Raw genomic sequence first — 23,771 nt, forward strand, 5'->3', positions numbered from 1 at the left:
AAACTTTTGTAAATCGTATCCAAGGACGAAAAATACCCCATCACACGCTTGACATGCATACGTGCGAAGTGATAATATATCGGAGTGTGCCTGACGACTAGGCTTAAGGAATACTAATGTTCAATTATGAACCGCCTGGCTCTGTGGGCTTAAAATTGGGTGAAATGTCTACCATCATAAAGACATGAATAAGGGGAGGGGGTGGCAACATGCCAACAATTAACCAGCTCGTTCGTAAAGGACGTCAAGCGAAGGTCGTTAAATCGAAATCGCCAGCCTTGCAAAAAGGCTTTAACGCTCTGAAACGTGAAGCAACTGACATCAACGCGCCTCAAAAACGCGGTGTGTGCACTCGTGTAGGTACGATGACTCCAAAGAAACCGAACTCCGCGCTTCGTAAGTATGCGCGTGTACGTCTGACTAACCGTGTTGAGGTTACAGCGTACATTCCAGGTATCGGTCATAACCTTCAAGAGCACAGTGTGGTTCTGATCCGCGGCGGTCGTGTAAAAGACCTTCCGGGTGTTCGTTACCACATCGTTCGTGGCGCATTGGATACAGCAGGTGTTAACAACCGTAACCAATCCCGTTCGAAATACGGTACTAAGCGTCCTAAAGTTAAGAAATAAGAAGTATAACACTATCTTGTTGATAACAAGCTAGAACAAGTTACTATTAGAAGAAAGGGGGACTTTCTCATGCCACGCAAAGGTCCTGTAACGAAACGTGATGTGCTTCCGGATCCGGTTTACAATAGCAAACTGGTTACCCGCCTAATCAACCGTATTATGATCGACGGTAAGAGAGGCACTGCACAAACACTGTTATACGATGCATTCAAACTGATCCAAGAGCGCTCGGGAAAAGATCCGATGGAAGTGTTCGAAGCAGCTTTGAAAAACATTATGCCGGTTCTTGAGGTTAAAGCTCGCCGTGTAGGCGGTTCTAACTACCAAGTACCTATCGAAGTTAAGCCTGAGCGCCGTACGGCTCTTGGTCTTCGTTGGCTCGTGAACTACTCGCGTAACCGCGGCGAGAAAACGATGACAGAACGTTTGGCTGCTGAAATTCTGGATGCTTCCAACAACACTGGCGCATCCGTTAAAAAGCGTGAAGACACGCACAAAATGGCAGAAGCGAACAAAGCATTCGCTCACTACCGCTGGTAGGATAACCATTTACGAGAGGAGACATATTTATGGCAAGAGAGTTCTCCTTGGAAAATACGCGTAATATCGGGATTATGGCGCATATTGACGCTGGTAAAACCACAACTACTGAACGGATCTTGTTTTTCACTGGCCGTACCCACAAAATCGGTGAGGTGCACGAAGGTGCAGCTACGATGGACTGGATGGAGCAGGAACAAGAGCGCGGCATTACGATTACGTCTGCCGCGACAACCGCTCAATGGAAGGGTAACCGCATTAATATCATCGATACCCCAGGTCACGTTGACTTCACAGTAGAAGTTGAACGTTCCCTACGCGTATTGGACGGGGCCGTTGGTGTTTTCAGTGCGAAAGAAGGCGTTGAGCCACAGTCTGAGACTGTATGGCGTCAAGCTGACCGTTACGGCGTTCCTCGGATCGCTTATGTTAACAAGATGGACATCATCGGCGCAGACTACCTGAATGTTGTTAAAGACATGCGTGAGCGTCTGCAAGCAAATGCCGTTGCAATTCAGTTGCCAATCGGCGCTGAGTCCGACTTCGTTGGCGTAATCGACATCATCGAGCGCGTAGCGTATACGTACAAAGACGATCTTGGTAAGGATCCGATCGAATCCGAGATCCCAGCTGAGTACAAAGAGCAAGTCGAAGAACTTCGTCTTGAGCTGGTAGAGAAAGTTGCTGAGCTGGATGAGGATCTGATGATGAAGTATCTGGAAGGCGAAGAAATTACGATTCCAGAACTGAAAGCAGTACTTCGCAAAGGTGTTTGTGAAGTTAAGATCTTCCCGGTTGTTGCAGGCTCCTCGTACCGTAACAAAGGTGTTCAATTGGTATTGAATGCAGTTGTTGATTACCTGCCAGCACCAGTTGACGTACCAGCAATCAAAGGTACGCTCGAAGACGGTGAAGAAGCAGTTCGTCTTTCATCTGATTCCGAGCCGTTCTCGGCTCTGGCATTCAAAATCATGACAGACCCTTACGTTGGTCGTCTGACGTTCTTCCGTGTATACTCGGGTATCCTGAAATCCGGTTCGTACGTTCTTAATGCAACTAAGAACAAGCGTGAGCGGATTGGCCGGATTCTGCAGATGCATGCGAACAGCCGTCAAGAGATCTCCGAAGTACACTCGGGCGATATTGCTGCTGCAGTAGGTCTGAAGGATACAACTACAGGTGATACGCTGTGTGACGAGAAGAACCCGATCGTTCTCGAATCGATGAACTTCCCTGAGCCAGTTATCCAAATCGCAATCGAGCCTAAGACGAAAGCAGACCAAGATAAACTTGGCGTTGCAATCTCCAAGCTCGCTGAGGAAGATCCTACATTCCGTGCTTATACAGACGAAGAAACGAACCAAACGATCATCGCAGGTATGGGTGAGCTTCACCTTGAGATCCTCGTTGACCGTATGCTTCGTGAATTCAAAGTAGAGACGAATGTTGGTAAACCTCAGGTTGCATACCGTGAAACCTTCCGTGTAGCGGCTAAGGTTGAAGGTAAATTCGTTCGTCAGTCCGGTGGTAAAGGTCAGTTCGGTCATTGTTGGGTTGAATTCGAACCTCAAGAGGCTGGTACAGGCTTTATCTTCGAAAGCAAAGTCGTGGGTGGATCGATTCCTCGTGAATATATCGCTCCGATCCAGGCTGGTATCGAAGAGTCGATGAAGAACGGCGTTATCGCTGGCTTCCCGCTCGTTGATATCAAAGCGACTGTTGTCGATGGTTCCTACCATGACGTCGACTCCTCGGAGATGGCGTTTAAGATCGCAGGTTCCCTGGCGCTTAAAGCTGCGAAAGAAAAATGTAAGCCTGTCCTTCTTGAGCCAATCATGAAGGTTGAAGTTACTGTTCCTGAAGAGTACATGGGCGACGTAATGGGCATGCTGAACTCCCGTCGTGGTCGCATCGAGGGTATGGATTCGCGCGGTGGCGCGCAAATTATCCGTGCTAAGGTGCCTCTCTCCGAGATGTTTGGTTACTCCACAACACTTCGTTCCGGTACACAAGGACGCGGCGTATTCTCGATGGAGCTTTCTCACTACGAAGAAGTTCCTAAGTCGATTGCCGAAGAGATTATCTCCAAGCATAAAGGCGGAGAGTAATTTTACTCGAAGTCCCACTGCAACAAATGTTTGTAATCGGCCGTCATCAGGTATGCTTGCACTCTCGGTGCCGGCCCACACATAAAAAATATCAAGTTATATTGAGGAGGACTCAGTTCAATGGCTAAGGCAAAATTTGAACGTAACAAACCGCATGTTAACATCGGTACAATCGGTCACGTTGACCATGGTAAAACAACACTGACTGCTGCGATCACAACTGTACTTTCCAAAAGATACGGCGGTGCGGCAATCGCATTCGACCAAATCGACAAAGCTCCAGAAGAGCGTGAGCGCGGTATTACAATTTCTACATCTCACGTTGAGTATGAGACTCCTAACCGTCACTATGCTCACGTTGACTGCCCAGGTCACGCCGACTATGTTAAAAACATGATCACTGGCGCGGCTCAAATGGACGGAGCGATCCTGGTTGTATCCGCATCTGACGGCCCAATGCCGCAAACGCGCGAGCACATCCTGCTCTCCCGCCAAGTAGGCGTTCCTTACATCGTTGTATTCCTGAACAAATGCGACATGGTTGAAGACGAAGAGCTTCTTGAACTGGTTGAGATGGAAGTTCGCGACCTTCTTTCCGAGTACGAGTTCCCAGGCGACGACACTCCAATCATCCGTGGCGCTGCTCGTGAAGCACTGGCTAACCCAGATGGTCCTTGGGCTGACAAAATCGTTGAGCTGTTCGAGCAAGTTGACACTTACATCCCAACTCCAGAGCGCGACACGGCTAAGCCTTTCCTTATGCCTGTCGAGGACGTATTCACAATCACAGGCCGTGGTACAGTTGCTACAGGTCGCGTAGAGCGTGGCGTTATCAAAGTTGGCGATGAGATCGAAATCATCGGTCTTCAAGAAGAAACTCGCAAATCCGTTGTTACGGGCGTTGAGATGTTCCGTAAATTGCTTGACTCCGCTCAAGCAGGCGACAACGTTGGCGCATTGCTTCGCGGTGTAGACCGTAAAGACATTGAGCGTGGTCAAGTATTGGCTAAGCCAGGTTCCGTTAAGCCACACACGAACTTCACAGCTCAAATCTACGTTCTGACTAAAGAAGAGGGTGGCCGTCATAAGCCTTTCTTCACTGGCTACCGTCCACAATTCTATTTCCGTACAACTGACGTAACAGGTATCATCAACCTGCCTGAAGGTACTGAAATGGTTATGCCTGGCGACAACATCACAGTTACTGTAGAACTGATCGCTCCAATCGCGGTTGAAGAAGGCACTCGCTTCTCCATCCGTGAAGGCGGCCGTACTGTAGGCGCTGGCGCTGTAGCTACAATCCAAAAATAATGCCATGCAGCGTAAGCTGCATCGTGTAAACTGCCTCGAGCTTAAGCTCGAGGCAGTTTTTTGTTGTGTTCTCATTTATTAATAGCTATTTCCTTAATATTAGGATTGACGCGGTGAAAATGCACCTTTAATATATGTATATAAATCGATGAAGTCGTCCCAATACTGCGACTTTATCACCAGTTATATCCATAGACTTTATTGGATTAATGCAACATTGCAACAATGTATTAATGCGGCAATTGTTTCTATCGGCAATGAAGGTAAATGGATGATAATGAGAGGGGTCATTAAAGTATGAAGAAAAAATTCTGGCTTGGATTGGCACTGGCGTCACTAATGGCTGTAACCGCTGCTTGTGGCAGTAATGGCGGAGGCAAAACAACGGAAGGCGGCAATTCGGAAGGCAAGGAATATACAGTAGCCATCTCGCAGATTGTTGAACATCCATCGCTTGACGCCACACGGGAAGGTTTTCTGAAAGCGCTTGAGGATGCTGGCTTGAAGGTGAAAGTGGATTACAATAATGCTCAAGGCGATCCAAACAACTTCAAGTCCATTGCGGAGAAAATTGCTTCCGGCAAATCTGATCTCGCATTAGGAATTGCTACAGCTACAAGCAGCGCATTGGTTGAAGCTGTCAAGGACAAGCCGGTATTGTTTGCGGCAGTAACAGATCCGCTGGGCGAGAAGCTTGTGCCGCAGTTACAAGCACCAGGCGGCAACGTTACAGGTGCATCGGATACGAATCCGGATGCGATTGTTCAATTGATGGATTTTATTGCGAAAGAATTCCCTGATGTTAAAAAGGTTGGCGTAGTCATTAATGAAGGTGAGCCTAATGCTGTCGTTATGACTAACATTGCTCAAGAAGCGCTAGCCAAGCATGGGATTGAAATCGTTAAAGCAGCAGTAGTGAACAGCTCTGACGTTCAGCAGGCAGCTCAGTCTCTCGTTGGCCGTGTTGACGCTGTTTATGTAACGCTGGATAACACGGTTGTTGAAGGCGTTGAATCCATTATCGATGTAGTTACCGAACATGATATTCCGTTCTTCTCAGCTGATCGTGATACCGTAGAAAAAGGCGCTTTCGCAACCGTAGGCTTTAAATACTTTGATCATGGATATGAAGTTGGCCAGATGGCTGTTGAAATTTTGAAAGACGGGAAGAAACCAGGGGATATGAATGTTAGAACCCCAGAGAAGCTGGACTTTATCCTTAACTTGTCCGCAGCAGAAGAATTAGGCATTACCGTTACAGATGCTATGAAGGCATATGTGAAAGATCCGGAAAACAACATCATCAAATAGTAAACTTTTTTTAAGCTATATAACAATGGCATGGGGTGATCGGGCTTCTGATTGCCCCATTGCTATTACTTACAGGAGAGGAGGACGCATCATACATGCTAGTTTCTTTACAAGGCGCAATTGAAAGCGGATTGCTTTATGCGCTTATGGCACTGGGTGTTTACATCACATTCCGGATTCTTGACTTCCCTGATCTAACGGTTGATGGAAGTTTTACAACGGGAGCCGCTATTGGTACAGTCATGACCATTGCTGGTACGCCTCCATGGTTGGCGGTGATTTGTGCGTTTATGGGAGGGGCACTGGCGGGAACGTTAACCGGGTTGCTTCATACCAAAGGTAAGATAAATGGACTTTTATCCGGCATTATTATGATGATTGCTCTATACTCGATTAACCTTCGTATTCTTGGCAAGCCAAACGTTTCTCTTCGAGGCGAGGCTAACGTATTTGACGGTGCTTCGGTTCTTGCCATAGGTCTGATCCTTGCCGTAGTGGCGAAGGTAGGACTGGATTTGTTCTTCAAGACGAATATGGGTCTTAGCTTGCGTGCCACGGGCGACAACAGCCGCATGATTCGCAGCTTTGGCGCGAACACGGACATTACGATTATTATGGGCGTAGCATTATCCAACGCTTTGGTAGCATGCTCGGGCGCTCTAATTGCGCATTCGCAGAATGCGGCCAACAACTCGATGGGTATTGGTATGATCGTAATCGGTTTGGCGTCTGTTATTATAGGTGAGGCGATCTTCGGGGCTAAAACGATTTTCCGAGCAACTCTGGCCGTAGTACTGGGTGCAATTATTTATCGCATTATCTATGCCTTGGCGCTGCGCGTGGAATGGCTGGATGCCCAAGATATGAAGCTGATAACAGCTGTCATAATTGTTTGCGCTTTGGTTGTACCGACGGTCCGCCGAGCGATCAAGTCGAAGTCCACCGCTAAGAAACGTACGGAAGAAGTATTGTCATCTGTGGGGCAATCGGGCGGAGGTGGACGCTGATGCTAAGAATCGAAGGCGTATCCAAGCTATTTAATCCCGGAACGGTTGATGAAAAGATTGCATTGTTGAATGCGAATCTCCAGATGAAGCATGGAGACTTTGTTACCGTTATCGGCAGTAATGGCGCTGGCAAGTCGACGTTGATGAACATTATTTCAGGCGTTATGAAGCCTGATGCAGGCAACATTTTTATCGAGGATACGGATGTTAGCCAGTTGTCGGAATTCCATCGCAGCAGATGGATCGGCCGTGTATTTCAAGATCCGATGGCAGGCACTGCGCCGCGTATGACGATCGAGGAGAATCTGGCGATCGCGTACAAGCGCGGCAAGCCGCGCGGATTGTCCTTTGGCGTAACGAGCAAGAATCGCAAAGTATTCCGGGAAGAGCTTAGCCGGCTTGGCATTGGTTTGGAAAACCGCATAACGGCCAAAGTGGGTTTGCTCTCCGGCGGCGAGCGGCAAGCGTTAAGCCTGCTGATGGCTACCTTTACGCGACCACAGATCTTGTTGCTGGACGAGCATACAGCGGCGCTTGATCCGGCTCGTGCGGAGCTTGTCACGAGGTTGACGGAAAATATTGTGCGCGAGTTGAATCTGACAACGCTTATGGTTACGCACAATATGGAGCAGGCTATTCGACTGGGCAACCGTCTGATCATGATGGATAAGGGGAAGATTATTCTTCAGGTTGACGAGGAACAGAAGAAGGGTCTGACCGTGGAACGATTGCTTGGTGAGTTCGAGCGCATCAGCGGCAAGAAGATGGCCGATGATCGTGTTGTGCTTGGTTAATTTTGTGCGTGAAACGAGGCTGCGTGTATATGGGCTAACGTGATCAATTAGGATAAAAGCAGCGACATCATGTTGCTGCTTTTTCTGTTGCACTATTTATATAGAAGAAACTCGTTAAAGGGCAGTGCAGAAGCGAATGATTAGTTGGGGAAATGCGTGGTATTGGGACTCGTCTTTTTGAGGTAATTAAGGCGTGTGTGCATTCAACTAAGTTATTGGGTTTGGCAAAATACCGCTGCTATGCGAATCCGTCATAAACCAATCCAAATAGCTGAGGGCAACTGAACCGTATAAAGATACACGCGTAGAGTCAGCACAAAGGAATAAGTCGTTTGGAACGACTTGAAGGTATGCGGATGAGCGAAATGCGTTTTAAGTCGGTCATACCGATCTAAAGGGGGGAATACGTACAGAATACAGCTGCAAGTCGATCGTACCGACCTAAACATATGCGGATGAGCGAAATGTGTTCTTTAAGTCGATCATATCGACCTAAATGAATGGAAATGACCGAAATGTGTTTTTAAGTCGATCGTACCAACCTATGAGGAAGAATGCGTGCAGATTACAGCTGTAAATCGATCGTACCGGCCTAAATGGAGTAAATAAGTGCAGAATGAGGCTCTAAGTCGTTAAGATCGACCTCTAACCAACCCCCTCTTATAATTGACCCTGCCATACCTATCACGGTCAGATATCCGCATACCTAAAAGCTCATAACGACGCGGTTTCCCGCGTAAAGAACATTTATTCAGAAAGGCAGAAGTTTTAGTTGCAAATGCCCGCCCAATCCGATATAATATTGACTGTTGGTCTGACGTTGCGTTGATGTGAGAGGTTGCCGACACACCCGGCTCCTTTGCCATGGAGCTTGTGGAGGGTTTTCTCACGGAGTATGTCCGATTAAAAAATTGGGCGAAAGAAGGAGGGACTTATATGGCAAAGCAAAAGATTCGTATCCGCTTGAAAGCATACGATCACAGAATTCTTGATCAATCCGCTGAGAAAATCGTGGAAACTGCAAAACGTTCCGGTGCAGGCGTATCCGGGCCGATTCCGTTGCCAACGGAAAAGCAAATCATCACTATTCTCCGTGCGGTGCACAAGTACAAGGATTCCCGTGAGCAATTCGAAATGCGCACACACAAGCGCTTGATCGATATTGTGAATCCTACGCCGCAAACGGTTGATGCGTTGATGCGTCTGGATCTGCCATCCGGTGTAGATATCGAAATCAAACTGTAAACCGTATATACGATCATAGAGAGGAAATGAGGTGTCAACATGAAAGGTATCTTAGGAAAAAAACTTGGAATGACTCAAGTATTTACTCCTGAAGGCAACGTCATTCCAGTAACGGTTATCGAAGCTGGTCCTAACGTTGTTCTCCAGAAGAAAAACGTAGAAACCGATGGCTACGAAGCTGTTCAACTTGGTTTCTCCGATAAGAAAGAGAAGAGAGCGATCAAGCCAGAGATCGGCCACGCTAAGAAAGCGGGCGCGACTCCTAAGCGCTACGTTCGTGAAATTCGCGGGATTAACCTTGGTGAGTATGAAGTTGGCCAGGAAGTGAAAGCTGACTTGTTCGCAGAGGGCGAATTTGTTGACGTAACAGGTATTTCGAAAGGTAAAGGCTTTGCCGGCGTTATCAAACGTTGGGGACAAAGCACTGGACCAATGTCTCACGGTTCCCGCTATCACCGCGGACCAGGCTCCATGGGTTCCATTCAAGCGAACCGCGTACCGAAAGGCAAACGCCTTCCAGGTCACATGGGCAACGAGACCATTACGATTCAAAAACTCGAAGTTATCCGTGTAGACGCAGAACGCAACGTGATTCTGGTCAAAGGTTCCATACCGGGTCCTAAAAACGGCTTCGTTAAAGTAAAACAAACAGTTAAGAACTAATCGCTCTTGAAGAAAGGAGGAACATTAAATGCCTAAAGTAACAGTATTTAACGTGAGCGGTTCGCAAGTTGGTGAACTGGAACTGGCAGATAGCGTATTCGGTATCGAGCCTAACACTCATGTTATGCATAGCGCTGTCGTTCTGCAGCAAGCTGCAGAGCGTCAAGGAACGCACAAAACAAAAGGTCGCTCCGAAGTACGCGGCGGCGGTCGTAAGCCTTGGAAACAAAAAGGCACAGGCCGTGCACGTCAAGGTAGCATTCGCTCCCCGCAATGGGTTGGCGGCGGTACTGTATTCGGTCCAACGCCACGCACGTACGGATTCAAATTGCCTAAGAAAGTTCGTCGTCTGGCTATCAAATCCGCATTGTCTTCCAAAGTGATCGCTGAGAGCATCATCGTTCTGGATCAACTGACATTCGCGGCTCCTAAGACGAAGGAATTCGCAGGCATCCTTAACAACCTGAAAGTTGACCGCAAGGCACTGGTTGTTACGGCTAACTACGAGGATAATGTAGCATTGTCCGCTCGCAACATCCCTGGCGTGAAGTTCGTCGCAGCTGACGGCATCAATGTTCGCGATGTGCTTGTGTACGACAAGCTGATTATCACTAAAGAAGCAGTAGAGAAAGTACAGGAGGTGCTTGCGTAATGAAAAATCCTCGCGATATTATCAAGCGCCCGGTTATTACGGAACGTACGAGCGATTACATGGCTGCCAAACGTTATGTGTTTGAAGTAGACCTTCGCGCGAACAAAACCGAAATCAAACAAGCTATTGAACAAATCTTTAACGTAAAAGTAACCGGCGTGAACACGATGCGTGTTGCAGGTAAACCAAAACGTTATGGCAGACATAGCGGATACAGACCTGACTGGAAAAAAGCAATCGTTCAATTGAGCGATGACAGCAAAGAACTTGAGTTCTTTGAAACGTCTGTTTAGAAAAGGAGGGAATACAAGTGCCAATCAAAAAGTACAAACCGACATCTCCTGCGCGTCGTAACATGTCCGTCTCCACTTTCGAAGAGATCACGACAAGCACACCGGAGAAATCGTTGCTGGCTCCGCTTTTCAAAAAAGCAGGCCGTAACAACCAAGGTAAAATTACGGTTCGCCACCATGGCGGCGGACATAAACGTAAATATCGTATCATTGATTTCAAACGTACGAAGGATGGCGTTGTGGGTAACGTTGCGACGATCGAATACGATCCGAACCGTACTTCCAACATCGCACTGATCCACTACGTTGACGGCGCGAAAGCTTACATCATCGCACCGAAAGGCCTTAAAGTAGGCGATCAAATCGTCTCTGGACCAGAATCGGATATCAAAATCGGCAACACGTTGCCGCTGAAGAACATCCCTGTTGGTACAGTTATCCACAACATTGAGTTGAAACCGGGCAAAGGCGGCCAGTTGGTTCGCGCAGCAGGTACTGAAGCTCAATTGCTGGGTAAAGAAGAAGATTATGTATCGATCCGCCTGAGCTCTGGCGAAGTTCGTCGTATTCTGAGCACTTGCCGCGCAACAATCGGCTCCGTAGGCAACGAAGATCACGAACTCGTGAAAATCGGTAAAGCCGGCCGTTCCCGTTGGCTCGGCAAACGTCCTGAAGTACGCGGCGTCGTAATGAACCCGAACGATCACCCACACGGTGGTGGTGAAGGCCGCGCTCCAATCGGACGCAAGTCGCCATTGTCCCCATGGGGCAAACCGACTCTGGGCTACAAAACTCGCAAGAAAAAGAAAGCATCGAGCCAATACATTATTCGTCGTCGTACGAAGTAATAGTTGCTTGATACCATCCGCGTGAGAGAGATCTCACGCCAGCGCTTATGCGAAGGGAGGATTCTACATGGGTCGCAGTTTGAAGAAAGGTCCGTTCATCGACGGCTATCTGCTAAAGAAAGTCGAGGATCTGAACGAGACGAACAAAAAGGTCGTTATTAAGACTTGGTCCCGTCGCTCGACCATTTTCCCGCAATTCATCGGTCACACTTTTGCAGTCTATGATGGTCGCAAACACGTGCCGGTATATGTGACTGAGGACATGGTTGGACACAAGCTGGGCGAATTCGCACCAACTCGTACGTACAAAGGCCATGCTAGCGATGACAAAAAAACGGGCAGACGTTAATTTGCCCTTTATCATTTTTTTATGAACGAGAGGAGGTTCCCACATGCAAGAAGCTAAAGCGCACGTTAAGTTCGTACGTATCGCTCCTCGCAAAGCGCAGCTCGTAGCGGACTTGATTCGCGGCAAGCAAGTTGGCGAAGCGATTGCGATTCTGCGTCATACGCCGAAATCGGCTTCCCCGATTATCGAGAAGTTGCTCAATTCCGCAATTGCGAACGCTGAGCATAACTACCAGCTAGACGTGAACAAATTGGTCGTATCGCAAGTATTTGCGAACCAAGGACCAACAATGAAACGTTTCCGTCCCCGTGCAATGGGACGTGCTAGCCGGATTAATAAAAGAACCAGCCACATCACCTTGGTGGTATCTGAAAAATAAGGAGGGATAACGTGTGGGTCAAAAGGTAAATCCAGTCGGCCTTCGTGTCGGGATTATCCGTGATTGGGAATCCAAATGGTACGCTGGCAAAGACTTTGGCGATCTTCTTCTAGAAGACGTTAAAATTCGTGAGTACTTGAAGAACAAGCTGAAAGACGCTGCAGTTTCCCACATCGAAATCGAACGCGCGGCTAACCGCGTGAACGTGACGATCCAAACGGCTAAGCCGGGTATGGTTATCGGCAAGGGCGGTTCCGAAGTTGAAAACCTGCGTACGGAGCTTGGCAAGATTACTAAAGGCAAAAAGGTTCACATCAACATCTCTGAAATCAAACAAGCGGATATGGACGCTATCTTGGTAGCTGAAAGCATCGCTCAACAATTAGAGCGTCGGGTATCTTTCCGTCGCGCACTGAAACAAGCGATCCAACGCTCCATGAGAGCTGGCGCTAAAGGGATTAAAACAGCGGTTAGCGGACGCCTTGGCGGCGCTGAAATCGCACGTTCGGAAGGCTACAGCGAAGGAACGGTTCCGCTTCATACGCTGCGCGCAGACATTGACTACGGCACAGCAGAAGCACATACAACTTACGGCCGCATCGGCGTAAAAGTATGGATCTATCGCGGTGAAGTCCTTCCTACGAAGAAGAAAGCTCCCCAGGAAGGAGGCAACTAATCATGTTGGTACCTAAACGCGTAAAACACCGTAAGCAACAACGCGGTAACATGAAAGGCCGCGCTAAAGGCGGCACTACAGTAGCATTTGGTGAATACGGCCTTCAAGCGCTTGAACCATCTTGGATTACGAACCGTCAGATCGAAGCGGCTCGTATCGCGATGACACGTTACATCAAGCGTGGCGGTAAAGTATGGATTAAAATTTTCCCTGACAAACCGATCACTCAAAAGCCTCTCGAGGTACGTATGGGTAGCGGTAAAGGTAATGTTGAGAAATGGGTAGCCGTTGTTAAACCGGGCAAAATCATGTTCGAGCTTGCTGGCGTACCTGAAGAAGTAGCTCGTGAAGCAATGCGCCTTGCGGCTCACAAACTGCCTGTAAAAACGAAGTTCGTGAAACGCGAAGAAGTGGGTGGTGAAGCAAATGAAGGCTAGTGAATTTCGCAACCTGACCTCTGTTGAGATTGAACAACAGATCGCTGGTTTCAAAGAAGAGCTGTTCAACCTTCGTTTCCAATTGGCTACTGGCCAGCTGGACAACCCGACTCGGATTCGTGACGTGCGTAAGGAAATAGCTCGTGCTAAAACCGTTTTGCGTGAAAGAGAACTCGGAATCAGCAGCTAATAGATCCTTACCAAGACAAGTACGATCACGGATGAAGGAAGGAGGAAGAACATGAGCGAACGCAATGCCCGCAAAGTTCAAATCGGCAAAGTCGTAAGCGACAAAATGGATAAAACAATCGTGGTGGCTGTAGAAACCTACAAAAAACATGATTTGTACCATAAACGCATCAAGTACACGAAAAAGTACAAAGCGCATGACGAAAACAACCAAGCGAAAATTGGCGATACCGTGAAAATCATGGAGACTCGTCCACTATCGAAAGACAAGCGCTTCAGACTGGTAGAAGTCGTTGAAGTAGCTATCGTTCTCTAAAGCGCAAGCAGTAGCCTAGCATTTTTTCCGGAAGGAGGACGTCAAAATGATTCAACCATTTACACGCTTGAGAGTTGCTGACAACTCTGGCGCTAAAGAATTGATGTGTATCCGCGTTTTGGGCGGTACTGGCCGTCGCGTAGGACACATCGGTGACCTGATCGTTTGCTCCGTCAAACAAGCAACACCAGGCGGCGTTGTCAAAAAGGGTGACGTAGTAAAAGCGGTTATCGTTCGTACGAAACGTTCCGTTCGTCGTAAAGACGGTTCCTACATCGCATTCGACGAGAATGCTGCAGTAATCGTTAAGGAAGATAAGAGCCCGCGCGGCACACGTATCTTCGGACCAGTTGCTCGTGAGCTTCGCGATAAGGATTTCATGAAAATCGTATCGCTTGCACCAGAAGTAATTTAATGATAGACCAGATAAAACCTGAAAGCTTAAGCGAGCAGGAGGTGTAATAAATGCCAAGGCTGAAAAAAGTATTGGAATCCCACAACAACAAGCTGCACGTAAAGAAAGATGATACGGTTATCGTCATTACCGGTAAGGATAAAGGTAAGAAGGCCCGCGTCATCGCAGCTTATCCGCGTGAGAACCGCGTACTTGTTGAAGGTGTAAACATGGTGAAGAAGCATTCGCGTCCTTCCCAGGCGAACCCGCAAGGCGGAATCATCGAGCAAGAAGCTCCGATTCATGTATCGAACGTGATGCACGTTGATCCGAAGAGCGGCGGAGTAACTCGCATCGGATACAAAGTGCAGGACAACGGTAAAAAGGTACGGATTGCTAAGAAATCCGGAGCAGTGATCGACTAATCGTTAATGTAGGAAAGGAGGTCCATGATCAATGACAGCAAGATTGAAAGGTCGCTTTCTTAATGAAATCACTCCTGCTTTGATGCAGAAGTTCAACTATACTTCGGTTATGCAAGTGCCGAAAATTGAGAAAGTCGTAATCAACATGGGTGTTGGCGAAGCGGTTTCCAACTCCAAAATTCTTGATGTTGCAGTTGAAGAATTGCGCATCATTTCCGGTCAAAAGCCGGTTGTCACTCGTGCGAAGAAGTCTATCGCAGGCTTCAAGCTTCGTGAGGACATGCCAATCGGGGTTAAGGTTACGCTGCGCGGCGAGCGCATGTATCACTTCCTTGACAAACTGTTCAATATCTCGCTTCCACGCGTACGTGACTTCCGCGGTGTATCGACTAAAGCATTCGACGGTCGCGGCAACTACACGCTGGGCCTGAAAGAACAGCTGATTTTCCCGGAGATCGAGTACGATAAAGTTGACAAAGTACGTGGTATGGATATCGTCATCGTTACGACGGCGAAATCGGACGAAGAATCTCGTGAGCTGCTGACCCAAATGGGCATGCCGTTCGCGAAGTAATCCACTTTTAGGAGGTGTAATACCCAGTGGCAAAAACTTCGATGAAAGTGAAGCAACAACGCACACCGAAATTCAAAGTGCGCGCTTATACGCGCTGTGAGCGTTGCGGCCGTCCGCACTCTGTTTTGCAAAAGTTTAAAATTTGCCGGATTTGTTTCCGCGAATTAGCATACAAGGGCCAGATTCCTGGCGTTAAAAAAGCAAGCTGGTAATCAAGCCTAGTTCGGGAAGGAGGTTCACATAAATGGTTATGTCTGATCCGATTGCAGATATGCTGACACGTATTCGCAATGCGAATGTCGTTCGTCACGAAACTGTGGAAATGCCTGCTTCGAAAGCAAAGAAGCAAATCGCTGAAATTTTGAAGCGCGAGGGCTTTATCCGCGATGCAGAATATATCGAGGACAACAAACAAGGGATTATCCGTATTTTCTTGAAATACGGCCCTAACCAAGAGCGCGTTATCACTGGTTTGAAGCGTATCTCGAAACCAGGCCTGCGTGTTTACACGCAAGCAACTGAGATTCCTCGCGTGCTTGGCGGACTTGGAATTGCGATCATTTCCACGTCCAAAGGCGTAATGACAGATAAAGAAGCTCGTCAGGTTAAATCCGGCGGCGAAGTTGTCTGCTACGTTTGGTAAGAAATAAGTCAGAAAGACAGGAGGTGTAACAATGTCCCGTATTGGTCGTAAACCAATTGCAGTCCCTGCTGGTGTAAACATCAACTTGGACAACACAGTGATTACTGTAAAAGGACCTAAAGGCACGCTTTCCCGTGAAATTCATAAGGAAATGAAAGTGAATGTAACGGAGAACGAAATCGTGGTTGAACGTCCTTCCGACAATAAATTGCATCGTTCCCTGCACGGAACGACTCGCAGCATTATCGCAAACATGGTGACAGGCGTTACTGACGGCTTCTCGAGAAACTTGGAGCTCGTTGGTGTAGGTTACCGTGCAAGCAAATCCGGCGACAAAATCGTGCTGAACGTTGGTTACTCTCACCCGGTTGAGATTGCTCCCGAGAGCAACATCGAGTTTGAGGTTCCAGCTAACACGAAAATTACCGTTCGCGGTATCGACAAAGAGCGCGTAGGCGCTGTTGCCGCTCAAATCCGTTCCGTACGTGAGCCAGAGCCGTATAAAGGCAAAGGTATCAAATACGAAGGCGAGCGCATCATCCGCAAAGAAGGTAAAGCTGGTAAGAAGAAATAAGGAACGTGAAACGTTCCTTAAGATAGCTTCCTAAGGCAAAAGGAAAGGAGTGAACCAAGCATGATTACGAAAGGCGACAAAAACAAGGCTCGTCTGAAAAGACACCTTCGTGTTCGTAAGAAAATCAACGGCACAGCAGCACGTCCGCGTCTGTCTGTATTCCGTTCCTCCAAGCACATTTACGCACAATTGATCGACGACGTAGCAGGCGTAACACTGGCATCCGCATCCACTAAGGATAAAGAACTGGTTAGCGCAATCGGTAACGGCGGCAACGTTGATTCCGCTGCGAAAGTTGGCGAATTGATCGCACAACGCGCTCAAGCAAAAGGCGTAACTGAGGTCGTGTTCGACCGTGGCGGTTATCTGTATCATGGCAGAATTCAGGCGCTGGCTACAGCAGCTCGCGAAGCAGGCCTGAGTTTCTAATATCTAATAAGGAGGTAAAATGACTTGCGTGTAGATCCTAATACGTTAGAACTGACTGAAAAAGTCGTTCACATCAACCGCGTAGCAAAAGTTGTTAAAGGCGGACGCCGTTTCAGCTTTAGCGCACTAGTAGTAGTTGGCGACGGCAAAGGCTACGTTGGCGCAGGGATCGGTAAAGCGGGCGAAGTACCTGATGCGATTCGCAAAGGTATTGAAGACGCTAAGAAAAACCTGATCCACGTACCACTCGTAAATACAACAATTCCACACCTTGTAATCGGACATTTCGGCGCAGGAGAAGTTCTTCTGAAGCCGGCTTCCGAAGGTACAGGTGTTATCGCAGGCGGCCCTGTTCGTGCAGTTCTTGAACTGGCAGGCGTAGGCGACATTTTAACGAAATCTCTTGGTTCTTCGAATTCCCTGAACATGGTTAACGCGACGCTTGAAGGTCTCTCCCGTCTGAAACGTGCGGAAGACGTTGCCAAGCTGCGTGGAAAAACAGTCGAAGAGCTGTTAGGTTAAGGAGGGACATACGATGGCTAAATTGCAAATCACCCTCGTTCGCAGTTTGATTGGCCGCAACGAGAAACAACGTGCAACGGTTGAATCGCTCGGCCTTCGCAAAATTCGTCAATCGGTCGTTCTTAACGACAGCCCGGCTATTCGCGGCATGGTTAACCATGTCAGCCACTTGGTCAAAGTTGAAGAGGTTTAAAGAATAGCTCGGACATTTACGAAATCTACAAGGAGGTGCACGAACGATGAAATTGCATGACTTAGCACCAGCACCGGGCTCGACTCAAGCGCCAAAGCGTAAAGGTCGCGGTATCGGTACCGGTAACGGCAAGACGGCCGGCAGAGGTCACAAAGGTCAAAACGCTCGCTCCGGCGGCGGCGTTCGCCCAGGCTTCGAGGGCGGACAGAACCCATTGTACCGCCGCGTTCCGAAACGTGGCTTTAACAACCCTTTCCGTACCGAATATGCGATTGTCAACATTGAAGAGCTGAACAGCTTTGCAGCAGGTACTGAAGTTACACCAGAAGTTCTTCTTGAACAAGGAATTGTCAAAAATCCTTTGGCAGGAATCAAGATCTTGGGTAATGGTGAATTGAAAGTAGCTCTTACTGTTAAGGCGAAAAAGTTCTCTCAATCTGCGGTAGAGAAAATCCAGGCTGCCGGCGGTAAAACCGAGGTGATCTAATTGTTCACAACCGTGTCCAACATATGGAAAGTGGCGGATCTGCGTACACGGATCCTATTCACACTTTTCATCCTATTCATTTATCGGATCGGATCCTTTATTCCGGTACCGGGTGTTAACAAAGATGTTTTCAAGAACATGGATTCGGCAGGTGCTGATTTGTTCGGCCTGCTGAATACATTCTCCGGCGGAGCGCTCTTTCAGTTCTCTATCTTCGCACTTTCCATTACGCCGTACATTACAGCTTCCATCATTGTGCAGCTGTTGTCGATGGATGTAATTCCAAAGTTTGCAGAGTGGGCAAAAGAAGGCGAAAACGGTAAAAAGAAACTTGCTCAAATTACACGTTACGGAACAATCATTCTCGGTCTGGTGCAAGGCTTCGCTACGGCGATCGGCTTTAATCGCCAGTTCGGGTTTGAAATGATTCCTGGCGCTACCTTCGTAGATTACCTGGTCATCGCTATCATCCTTACGGCAGGCGTAGCCTTCCTGATGTGGCTTGGTGAGCAAATTACGGAGAGAGGTATCGGCAACGGTATCTCGATTCTGATCTTCGCAGCGATCGTAGCCGGTATTCCTGGCCACATTCGCACGATTTATGAGGATCAATTCGTTGGTGCTCAAGATCAGCTCTTCTTGAACATTGCGAAGATGCTACTGATTGTAATCGTGATTATCGCGATTATCGTTGGTGTTATCTTCATCCAGCAAGGTATCCGGAAGATTCCGGTTCAATACGCGAAGCGTGTTGTTGGACGCAAAATGTACGGCGGACAATCGACTCACATTCCGATGAAGGTCAATGGCGCAGGGGTAATCCCGGTCATCTTCGCGGTTTCGTTGCTCATGTTCCCGACTACAATTGCGAACTTCTGGTCTCACCAGCAATGGGCGCAATGGATTATCAACAATATGAGCTACGACAAGCCGCTTGGCATGGTCCTGTACGTATTGCTGATTATCGGTTTCACTTTCTTCTACACATTCGTGCAAATTAATCCGGTACAGATGGCTGATCAGATGAAGAAGAATGGCGGATACATTCCGGGCATTCGTCCAGGCAAGCCGACTTCGTCCTACCTGACTCGCGTATTGTCGCGGATCACGTTGACAGGTGCAATCTTCCTGGCGCTTATCTCCGTTTTCCCAGTGTTTTTCGGAGCATTGGCTGGATTACCGCGCTCGGTGCAGCTTGGCGGTACTTCGCTCCTTATCGTTGTCGGCGTTGCGCTTGATACGATGAAGCAGATCGAGGGCCAGTTGATCAAACGCCATTACAAAGGGTTTATCAATAAATAACATTAGGTTCGAAGGCGGGCTGCAGCGTATTCGCGAGTAGCCCGAACGAGCCTATTGTGTTTAAAGCGAGGAACACGGTAATGAACATTTTATTCATGGGCCCTCCAGGAGCCGGCAAAGGTACGCAAGCTGAGCGTATCGTAGAAGAGTTCGGTATCCCGCACATTTCGACTGGCGATGCGTTCCGCCTTGCGATGAAGCAAGAGACGCCGCTTGGTTTGAAAGCGAAGGAATATGTAGATCAAGGTCTGCTTGTTCCAGATGAGATTACAAACGGCATCGTGAAAGAGCGTCTGGCTCTGGATGATTGCCAAAAAGGGTTTTTGCTCGACGGATTCCCTCGTACGATCCAGCAAGCCGAAGCGCTTGATGTGATGCTGAGCGAGCTGGGCCGCAGCATTGACCATGTCGTAAACTTGAAAGTTGATCGCGGATTGCTGCTTGCTCGTTTGACGGGTAGACGCATCTGCAAATCTTGCGGAACGACCTACCATGTATTATTCAATCCTCCGAAAGTCGAAGGCGTCTGCGATAAAGACGGCGGAGAGCTGTATCAGCGTTCTGATGATACAGAGGAGAAAGTGGGCACACGCCTTGACGAATACACGTCCAAGACGGCTCCGCTTCTTGACTACTACAGCGGTAAGGGTCTCCTGCGCGAAGTCGACGGCGAGAAAGATATTGATGTCGTTACATCCGATATCGTTTCCTGCTTGAAAGGTACGTTGTAATGATAATATGCAAATCCGAATCGGAGCTGCGATTAATGAGGGAAGCCGGACGCATCGTTGCGGAGACGCATCGTCTAATGGCACAGGCGGTTAAGCCGGGCATCACTACAGGTGAGCTCGACGCGATTGCCGAGAAGTACATTAGAAGCCAAGGCGCTACTCCTTCATTTAAAGGTTACAATGGATTTCCTTCCAGCATATGCGCTTCTGTCAATGACGAGCTGGTACACGGCTTCCCTGGATCACGCAAGTTGAACGAGGGCGATATTATAAGTATCGACATCGGCGCGCAGTATGAGGGCTATCATGGTGATTCCGCTTGGACCTATGCGGTCGGCAGCGTAACGCCTGAAGTTCAAAGGCTGCTAGACGTAACGGAAGAGTCGCTCTATGCGGGTCTTGCGCTCGTGAAGCCGGATGTCAGACTCTATACGGTATCGCACGCCATCCAAAAGGTTATCGAAGCGGCAGGTTTCTCGGTCGTTCGGGAATACGTAGGGCACGGAATCGGCGCGGATCTGCATGAAGAACCGCAAATACCGAACTACGGCGTACCGGATAGAGGGCCGCGTCTGAAGCCGGGTATGGCGCTTGCAATCGAGCCGATGGTCAATATCGGTGAACGATATGTCCGGACGCTTGAGGACAATTGGACAGTGGTAACGCAAGACGCTTCCTGGTGCGCTCACTTCGAGCACACGGTTGTCGTCACGGAGGACGGCTTTGAGATTTTGACCAAATTGCCAGAGCAGCCAGAGGCTTAGGTCGATGGAAACTCAACCGCAAGTTGGACAGATCGTCAAAGTGCTTCGAGGCAAAGACGAAGAGAGCTATGCCGTTGTCATTGGAATCATCGACGAGCGATTCGTTATGATTGCGGACGGCGACAAGCGAAGATTCGATTCGCCGAAGAAAAAGAACGTTCTGCATTTACAGTTACAGCCTGCCATCAGTCAAGAGGTTACAACCAGCTTGCAAGAGTCCGGCAGGGTGACCAATGCCAAGTTACGTTATGTGATTCAGAAGTATGCGTATGCGAAAGGAGAATGACGGTTGGCTAAAGAAGACGTCATTGAGGTCGAAGGCACGGTTATTGAGCCGTTGCCAAATGCCATGTTCAAGGTGGAGCTGGAGAACGGTCATCAGATTCTCGCCCATGTTTCCGGCAAGCTCAGAATGCACTTTATCCGCATCCTGACAGGAGACAAAGTGGTTATACAGTTATCGCCTTATGATTTATCAAGAGGGCGCATCACCTATCGGAAGTAGGCCGTGACTTACGGCTTGCCCACGAAAGATTCGGGAGGTAATCACAATGAAGGTTAGACCTTCGGTTAAGCCGATTTGCGAAAAATGCAAAGTCATTCGTCGCAAAGGCAACGTTATGGTGATTTGTGAAAATCCGAAACACAAACAAAAACAAGGTTAAAAGGAGGGAAATATAGCCCATGGCACGTATAGCTGGTGTAGATATTCCGCGCGACAAGCGCGTTGAAATCGCCCTGACGTATATTTTTGGTATCGGCAAAACGACGTCTCAAAAAATCATAGCTTCGACTGAAGTTAATCCGGACACTCGCGTTCGCGATCTGACTGAAGACGAGCTGGCTCGTTTGCGCGAAGCCATCGACAAATCCGTAAAAGTGGAAGGCGACCTTCGTCGTGAAATTTCACTTAACATTAAACGTCTGACTGAGATCGGCTGCTACCGTGGTCTTCGTCACCGTCGCGGTCTTCCTGTTCGCGGTCAACGTACGAAAACTAACGCTCGCACGCGCAAAGGTCCTCGTCGTACTGTAGCGAACAAGAAGAAATAAGAAGGGAGGATAATGATCAATGGCTAAACCAAAAAAGGTCGTTCGTACTAAACGTCGCGACCGGAAAAATATTGATAGCGGCGTGGCACATATCCGTTCCACGTTTAACAACACGATCGTTACGATCACCGACCCGCACGGTAACGCAATTTCATGGGCTAGCTCCGGCAACCTTGGTTTCAAGGGTTCCCGCAAAAGCACCCCGTTTGCCGCTCAAATGGCTGCTGAATCCGCTGCGAAAGCAGCAATGGAGCACGGCATGAGAACGGTCGAAGTTATGGTTAAAGGACCAGGCGCAGGCCGTGAAGCTGCAATCCGTTCGCTTCAAGCTGCTGGATTGGAAGTTAACCTCATTAAGGATGTTACGCCAGTTCCACACAACGGATGCCGTCCGCCAAAACGTCGTCGCGTATAGTCTGATCCACGGTGGTATCAAATAACAGCAACTTGTGAATAATGGTTGTGAAGGTTTGGCATACTACGAGATTTGACATAAAAACGACAAGGTAACGGAGCGACGTTTGAAGGAGGGTACTATTGTGATTGAGATCGAAAAGCCGAAAATCGAAACCGTAGAACTGAACGATGAAGGAACCTACGGACGTTTCGTGGTCGAGCCGCTGGAACGCGGATACGGCACGACGCTTGGAAATTCGCTTCGCCGAATTCTGTTGTCGTCATTGCCTGGTGCGGCTGTAACGTCGGTTCAAATCGACGGCGTGCTGCATGAGTTTTCTACGGTTCCTGGAGTGATTGAAGACGTAACGGAAATCATCCTGAACCTGAAAGGCCTGTCGCTCAAAATCCACTCCGACGAAGAGAAGGTGCTGGAAATCGACGCGGAAGGCGAAGGCAACGTAACAGCGGGGGACATTCGGGCAGATAGCGATGTCGAGATTTTAAGCCCTGATCTTCACATTGCGACCTTGGCCTCCGGAGCGCGACTCCATATGCGGATTTTTGCTAATCGGGGACGCGGTTACGTGCAAGCGGACCGGAACAAGAGCGACGATCAACCGATTGGCGTCATTCCTGTCGATTCGATCTACACGCCCATTACTCGTGTTAATTACAGCGTAGAAAACACTCGCGTCGGTCAAGTCACGAACTATGACAAGCTGACGCTGGAAGTATGGACGGATGGCAGTATTCGCCCTGAAGAGGCTGTAAGCCTCGGCGCTAAAATATTGACCGAGCACTTGGACTTGTTCGTTGGATTAACGGATGAAGCCAAAGATGCGGAGATCATGGTTGAGAAGGAAGAAGACAAGAAAGAGAAAGTCTTGGAGATGACTATCGAAGAGCTGGATCTTTCAGTACGTTCATATAACTGCTTGAAGCGTGCAGGCATTAATACCGTTCAAGAGCTGATCACGAAATCCGAAGAGGACATGATGAAGGTTCGTAACTTGGGCCGCAAGTCGCTTGAGGAAGTTCAAGAGAAGCTGGAAGAGCTGGGTCTTGGCCTTCGCATGGAAGAATAGCAGTTCACAGCTAGATGTGACAACAGAGCAAGGGAGGGGAAAACAAGATGGCATATCAAAAATTGGGACGTGACGCAAGTGCGCGGAAAGCATTGTTCCGTGACCTCGTTACTGATCTGTTCCTGTATGAGCGCATTCAAACGACTGAAGCTAAAGCGAAAGAGGTTCGTTCTATCGCTGAAAAGCTGATCACTAAAGCTAAGAAAGGTGATCTTCATGCTCGTCGTCAAGTGGCAGCATTCGTGCGTCGCGAATCCGTAAATGGTGAGCAAGACGCAATCCAAAAGCTGTTCTCCGAGCTAGCTACTCGTTACTCGGAGCGTGCAGGCGGATACACGCGTATCCTTAAGCTGGGTCCTCGTCGCGGCGATGCCGCGCCTATGGTTTACCTTGAGCTGGTTGACCGCGCGTAGGTTGTTGCAAGTAAAGGGTGGTCCTCTGGGCCACCT

Annotated in this window: 38 protein-coding genes; all 38 read left to right on the forward strand. The window is 48.6% G+C overall.

The features are described 5' to 3' along the window. Nucleotides 1–209: 209 nt before the first annotated feature. A complete protein-coding gene (gene rpsL / locus AC0YNW_RS28625) occupies nucleotides 210–629 on the forward strand; it encodes a 30S ribosomal protein S12 (RefSeq protein ID WP_387480029.1) in 420 nt (139 codons plus the stop codon). A 69-nt stretch (nucleotides 630–698) separates the two neighbouring features. Further along, entirely contained in the window at nucleotides 699–1,169 is a 471-nt protein-coding gene (rpsG, locus tag AC0YNW_RS28630) for a 30S ribosomal protein S7 (protein ID WP_116050258.1), read from the forward strand. Nucleotides 1,170–1,198: 29 nt separating this feature from the next. Next, nucleotides 1,199–3,277: an elongation factor G gene (gene fusA, locus AC0YNW_RS28635; RefSeq protein ID WP_387480030.1), complete on the forward strand. Its 2,079-nt coding sequence runs from the start codon at nucleotides 1,199–1,201 to the stop codon at nucleotides 3,275–3,277. 120 nt (nucleotides 3,278–3,397) lie between these two features. Then, nucleotides 3,398–4,588: an elongation factor Tu gene (gene tuf / locus AC0YNW_RS28640; protein ID WP_387480031.1), complete on the forward strand. Its 1,191-nt coding sequence runs from the start codon at nucleotides 3,398–3,400 to the stop codon at nucleotides 4,586–4,588. A 297-nt stretch (nucleotides 4,589–4,885) separates the two neighbouring features. Further along, nucleotides 4,886–5,899 (forward strand): ABC transporter substrate-binding protein, encoded by a 1,014-nt coding sequence (locus AC0YNW_RS28645; protein WP_387480032.1) that lies wholly within the window; start codon nucleotides 4,886–4,888, stop codon nucleotides 5,897–5,899. 95 nt (nucleotides 5,900–5,994) lie between these two features. Then, complete coding sequence (locus AC0YNW_RS28650; protein ID WP_387480033.1) at nucleotides 5,995–6,906, forward strand: ABC transporter permease; 912 nt, start codon at nucleotides 5,995–5,997, stop codon at nucleotides 6,904–6,906. After that, nucleotides 6,906–7,700 (forward strand): ABC transporter ATP-binding protein, encoded by a 795-nt coding sequence (locus tag AC0YNW_RS28655; protein WP_475834764.1) that lies wholly within the window; start codon nucleotides 6,906–6,908, stop codon nucleotides 7,698–7,700. Before AC0YNW_RS28650 ends, AC0YNW_RS28655 begins: the two co-directional genes overlap by 1 nt. Nucleotides 7,701–8,636: 936 nt before the next feature. Beyond that, nucleotides 8,637–8,945: a 30S ribosomal protein S10 gene (gene rpsJ / locus AC0YNW_RS28660; RefSeq protein WP_005544556.1), complete on the forward strand. Its 309-nt coding sequence runs from the start codon at nucleotides 8,637–8,639 to the stop codon at nucleotides 8,943–8,945. A 39-nt stretch (nucleotides 8,946–8,984) separates the two neighbouring features. Then, nucleotides 8,985–9,608, forward strand: coding sequence for a 50S ribosomal protein L3 (rplC, locus tag AC0YNW_RS28665; protein ID WP_119803794.1), 624 nt, complete (start codon nucleotides 8,985–8,987; stop codon nucleotides 9,606–9,608). 28 nt (nucleotides 9,609–9,636) lie between these two features. Then, nucleotides 9,637–10,260: a 50S ribosomal protein L4 gene (gene rplD, locus AC0YNW_RS28670; protein WP_116050246.1), complete on the forward strand. Its 624-nt coding sequence runs from the start codon at nucleotides 9,637–9,639 to the stop codon at nucleotides 10,258–10,260. Continuing rightward, nucleotides 10,260–10,553 (forward strand): 50S ribosomal protein L23, encoded by a 294-nt coding sequence (gene rplW / locus AC0YNW_RS28675; protein ID WP_087570311.1) that lies wholly within the window; start codon nucleotides 10,260–10,262, stop codon nucleotides 10,551–10,553. Before rplD ends, rplW begins: the two co-directional genes overlap by 1 nt. Nucleotides 10,554–10,570: 17 nt before the next feature. Beyond that, nucleotides 10,571–11,401, forward strand: coding sequence for a 50S ribosomal protein L2 (gene rplB, locus AC0YNW_RS28680; protein WP_387480036.1), 831 nt, complete (start codon nucleotides 10,571–10,573; stop codon nucleotides 11,399–11,401). 67 nt (nucleotides 11,402–11,468) lie between these two features. After that, nucleotides 11,469–11,750: a 30S ribosomal protein S19 gene (gene rpsS / locus AC0YNW_RS28685; protein WP_068679361.1), complete on the forward strand. Its 282-nt coding sequence runs from the start codon at nucleotides 11,469–11,471 to the stop codon at nucleotides 11,748–11,750. A 43-nt stretch (nucleotides 11,751–11,793) separates the two neighbouring features. Continuing rightward, nucleotides 11,794–12,129: a 50S ribosomal protein L22 gene (gene rplV / locus AC0YNW_RS28690; RefSeq protein WP_119803800.1), complete on the forward strand. Its 336-nt coding sequence runs from the start codon at nucleotides 11,794–11,796 to the stop codon at nucleotides 12,127–12,129. A 13-nt stretch (nucleotides 12,130–12,142) separates the two neighbouring features. Continuing rightward, a complete protein-coding gene (rpsC, locus tag AC0YNW_RS28695; protein WP_387480037.1) occupies nucleotides 12,143–12,805 on the forward strand; it encodes a 30S ribosomal protein S3 in 663 nt (220 codons plus the stop codon). A 2-nt stretch (nucleotides 12,806–12,807) separates the two neighbouring features. Then, nucleotides 12,808–13,242, forward strand: a complete 435-nt coding sequence (gene rplP / locus AC0YNW_RS28700; protein WP_068679355.1) for a 50S ribosomal protein L16 — start codon at nucleotides 12,808–12,810, stop codon at nucleotides 13,240–13,242. Next, entirely contained in the window at nucleotides 13,232–13,432 is a 201-nt protein-coding gene (gene rpmC, locus AC0YNW_RS28705) for a 50S ribosomal protein L29 (RefSeq protein WP_119803804.1), read from the forward strand. Before rplP ends, rpmC begins: the two co-directional genes overlap by 11 nt. A gap of 51 nt (nucleotides 13,433–13,483) precedes the next feature. Beyond that, entirely contained in the window at nucleotides 13,484–13,747 is a 264-nt protein-coding gene (gene rpsQ, locus AC0YNW_RS28710) for a 30S ribosomal protein S17 (RefSeq protein WP_119803806.1), read from the forward strand. Nucleotides 13,748–13,793: 46 nt separating this feature from the next. Beyond that, complete coding sequence (gene rplN / locus AC0YNW_RS28715) at nucleotides 13,794–14,162, forward strand: 50S ribosomal protein L14 (RefSeq protein WP_087570318.1); 369 nt, start codon at nucleotides 13,794–13,796, stop codon at nucleotides 14,160–14,162. Nucleotides 14,163–14,212: 50 nt separating this feature from the next. Continuing rightward, on the forward strand, nucleotides 14,213–14,566 hold the full coding sequence (gene rplX, locus AC0YNW_RS28720) for a 50S ribosomal protein L24 (protein ID WP_387480038.1): 354 nt from the start codon (nucleotides 14,213–14,215) through the stop codon (nucleotides 14,564–14,566). A gap of 31 nt (nucleotides 14,567–14,597) precedes the next feature. Next, nucleotides 14,598–15,140 carry a 50S ribosomal protein L5 gene (gene rplE / locus AC0YNW_RS28725; RefSeq protein ID WP_116050235.1) on the forward strand — a complete coding sequence of 181 codons (543 nt, stop codon included), beginning with the start codon at nucleotides 14,598–14,600 and terminating at the stop codon, nucleotides 15,138–15,140. A gap of 26 nt (nucleotides 15,141–15,166) precedes the next feature. Next, nucleotides 15,167–15,352: a type Z 30S ribosomal protein S14 gene (locus AC0YNW_RS28730; protein ID WP_013312154.1), complete on the forward strand. Its 186-nt coding sequence runs from the start codon at nucleotides 15,167–15,169 to the stop codon at nucleotides 15,350–15,352. 32 nt (nucleotides 15,353–15,384) lie between these two features. Further along, nucleotides 15,385–15,783, forward strand: coding sequence for a 30S ribosomal protein S8 (gene rpsH / locus AC0YNW_RS28735; protein ID WP_387480039.1), 399 nt, complete (start codon nucleotides 15,385–15,387; stop codon nucleotides 15,781–15,783). Nucleotides 15,784–15,814: 31 nt separating this feature from the next. Continuing rightward, nucleotides 15,815–16,357 carry a 50S ribosomal protein L6 gene (rplF, locus tag AC0YNW_RS28740; protein WP_387480040.1) on the forward strand — a complete coding sequence of 181 codons (543 nt, stop codon included), beginning with the start codon at nucleotides 15,815–15,817 and terminating at the stop codon, nucleotides 16,355–16,357. 60 nt (nucleotides 16,358–16,417) lie between these two features. Further along, nucleotides 16,418–16,786: a 50S ribosomal protein L18 gene (rplR, locus tag AC0YNW_RS28745; protein WP_387480041.1), complete on the forward strand. Its 369-nt coding sequence runs from the start codon at nucleotides 16,418–16,420 to the stop codon at nucleotides 16,784–16,786. A gap of 24 nt (nucleotides 16,787–16,810) precedes the next feature. Beyond that, nucleotides 16,811–17,308, forward strand: coding sequence for a 30S ribosomal protein S5 (gene rpsE / locus AC0YNW_RS28750; RefSeq protein ID WP_119803816.1), 498 nt, complete (start codon nucleotides 16,811–16,813; stop codon nucleotides 17,306–17,308). Between the two features lie 13 nt (nucleotides 17,309–17,321). Continuing rightward, complete coding sequence (gene rpmD / locus AC0YNW_RS28755) at nucleotides 17,322–17,501, forward strand: 50S ribosomal protein L30 (RefSeq protein ID WP_119803818.1); 180 nt, start codon at nucleotides 17,322–17,324, stop codon at nucleotides 17,499–17,501. A 46-nt stretch (nucleotides 17,502–17,547) separates the two neighbouring features. Continuing rightward, nucleotides 17,548–17,988, forward strand: coding sequence for a 50S ribosomal protein L15 (gene rplO, locus AC0YNW_RS28760; RefSeq protein ID WP_119803820.1), 441 nt, complete (start codon nucleotides 17,548–17,550; stop codon nucleotides 17,986–17,988). Continuing rightward, nucleotides 17,989–19,290, forward strand: coding sequence for a preprotein translocase subunit SecY (secY, locus tag AC0YNW_RS28765; RefSeq protein WP_387480042.1), 1,302 nt, complete (start codon nucleotides 17,989–17,991; stop codon nucleotides 19,288–19,290). Nucleotides 19,291–19,370: 80 nt separating this feature from the next. Continuing rightward, a complete protein-coding gene (locus AC0YNW_RS28770; protein ID WP_387480043.1) occupies nucleotides 19,371–20,021 on the forward strand; it encodes an adenylate kinase in 651 nt (216 codons plus the stop codon). Then, nucleotides 20,021–20,785, forward strand: a complete 765-nt coding sequence (gene map / locus AC0YNW_RS28775; RefSeq protein WP_387480044.1) for a type I methionyl aminopeptidase — start codon at nucleotides 20,021–20,023, stop codon at nucleotides 20,783–20,785. Before AC0YNW_RS28770 ends, map begins: the two co-directional genes overlap by 1 nt. A gap of 4 nt (nucleotides 20,786–20,789) precedes the next feature. After that, the gene (locus AC0YNW_RS28780; RefSeq protein ID WP_387480045.1) at nucleotides 20,790–21,071 is read left to right on the forward strand and encodes a hypothetical protein; all 282 of its coding nucleotides are present in this window, start codon (nucleotides 20,790–20,792) and stop codon (nucleotides 21,069–21,071) included. Between the two features lie 3 nt (nucleotides 21,072–21,074). Further along, nucleotides 21,075–21,290, forward strand: coding sequence for a translation initiation factor IF-1 (gene infA / locus AC0YNW_RS28785; RefSeq protein ID WP_015847200.1), 216 nt, complete (start codon nucleotides 21,075–21,077; stop codon nucleotides 21,288–21,290). 46 nt (nucleotides 21,291–21,336) lie between these two features. Continuing rightward, nucleotides 21,337–21,450, forward strand: a complete 114-nt coding sequence (rpmJ, locus tag AC0YNW_RS28790) for a 50S ribosomal protein L36 (protein WP_003333770.1) — start codon at nucleotides 21,337–21,339, stop codon at nucleotides 21,448–21,450. Nucleotides 21,451–21,469: 19 nt separating this feature from the next. Beyond that, a complete protein-coding gene (gene rpsM, locus AC0YNW_RS28795) occupies nucleotides 21,470–21,838 on the forward strand; it encodes a 30S ribosomal protein S13 (RefSeq protein ID WP_116050219.1) in 369 nt (122 codons plus the stop codon). 19 nt (nucleotides 21,839–21,857) lie between these two features. Next, complete coding sequence (rpsK, locus tag AC0YNW_RS28800) at nucleotides 21,858–22,253, forward strand: 30S ribosomal protein S11 (protein WP_116050217.1); 396 nt, start codon at nucleotides 21,858–21,860, stop codon at nucleotides 22,251–22,253. A gap of 124 nt (nucleotides 22,254–22,377) precedes the next feature. Continuing rightward, complete coding sequence (locus AC0YNW_RS28805; RefSeq protein ID WP_116050216.1) at nucleotides 22,378–23,322, forward strand: DNA-directed RNA polymerase subunit alpha; 945 nt, start codon at nucleotides 22,378–22,380, stop codon at nucleotides 23,320–23,322. A 47-nt stretch (nucleotides 23,323–23,369) separates the two neighbouring features. Continuing rightward, complete coding sequence (rplQ, locus tag AC0YNW_RS28810; protein ID WP_387480046.1) at nucleotides 23,370–23,735, forward strand: 50S ribosomal protein L17; 366 nt, start codon at nucleotides 23,370–23,372, stop codon at nucleotides 23,733–23,735. Nucleotides 23,736–23,771 lie beyond the last annotated feature (36 nt).

This window comes from Paenibacillus sp. J31R120 (assembly GCF_056269225.1).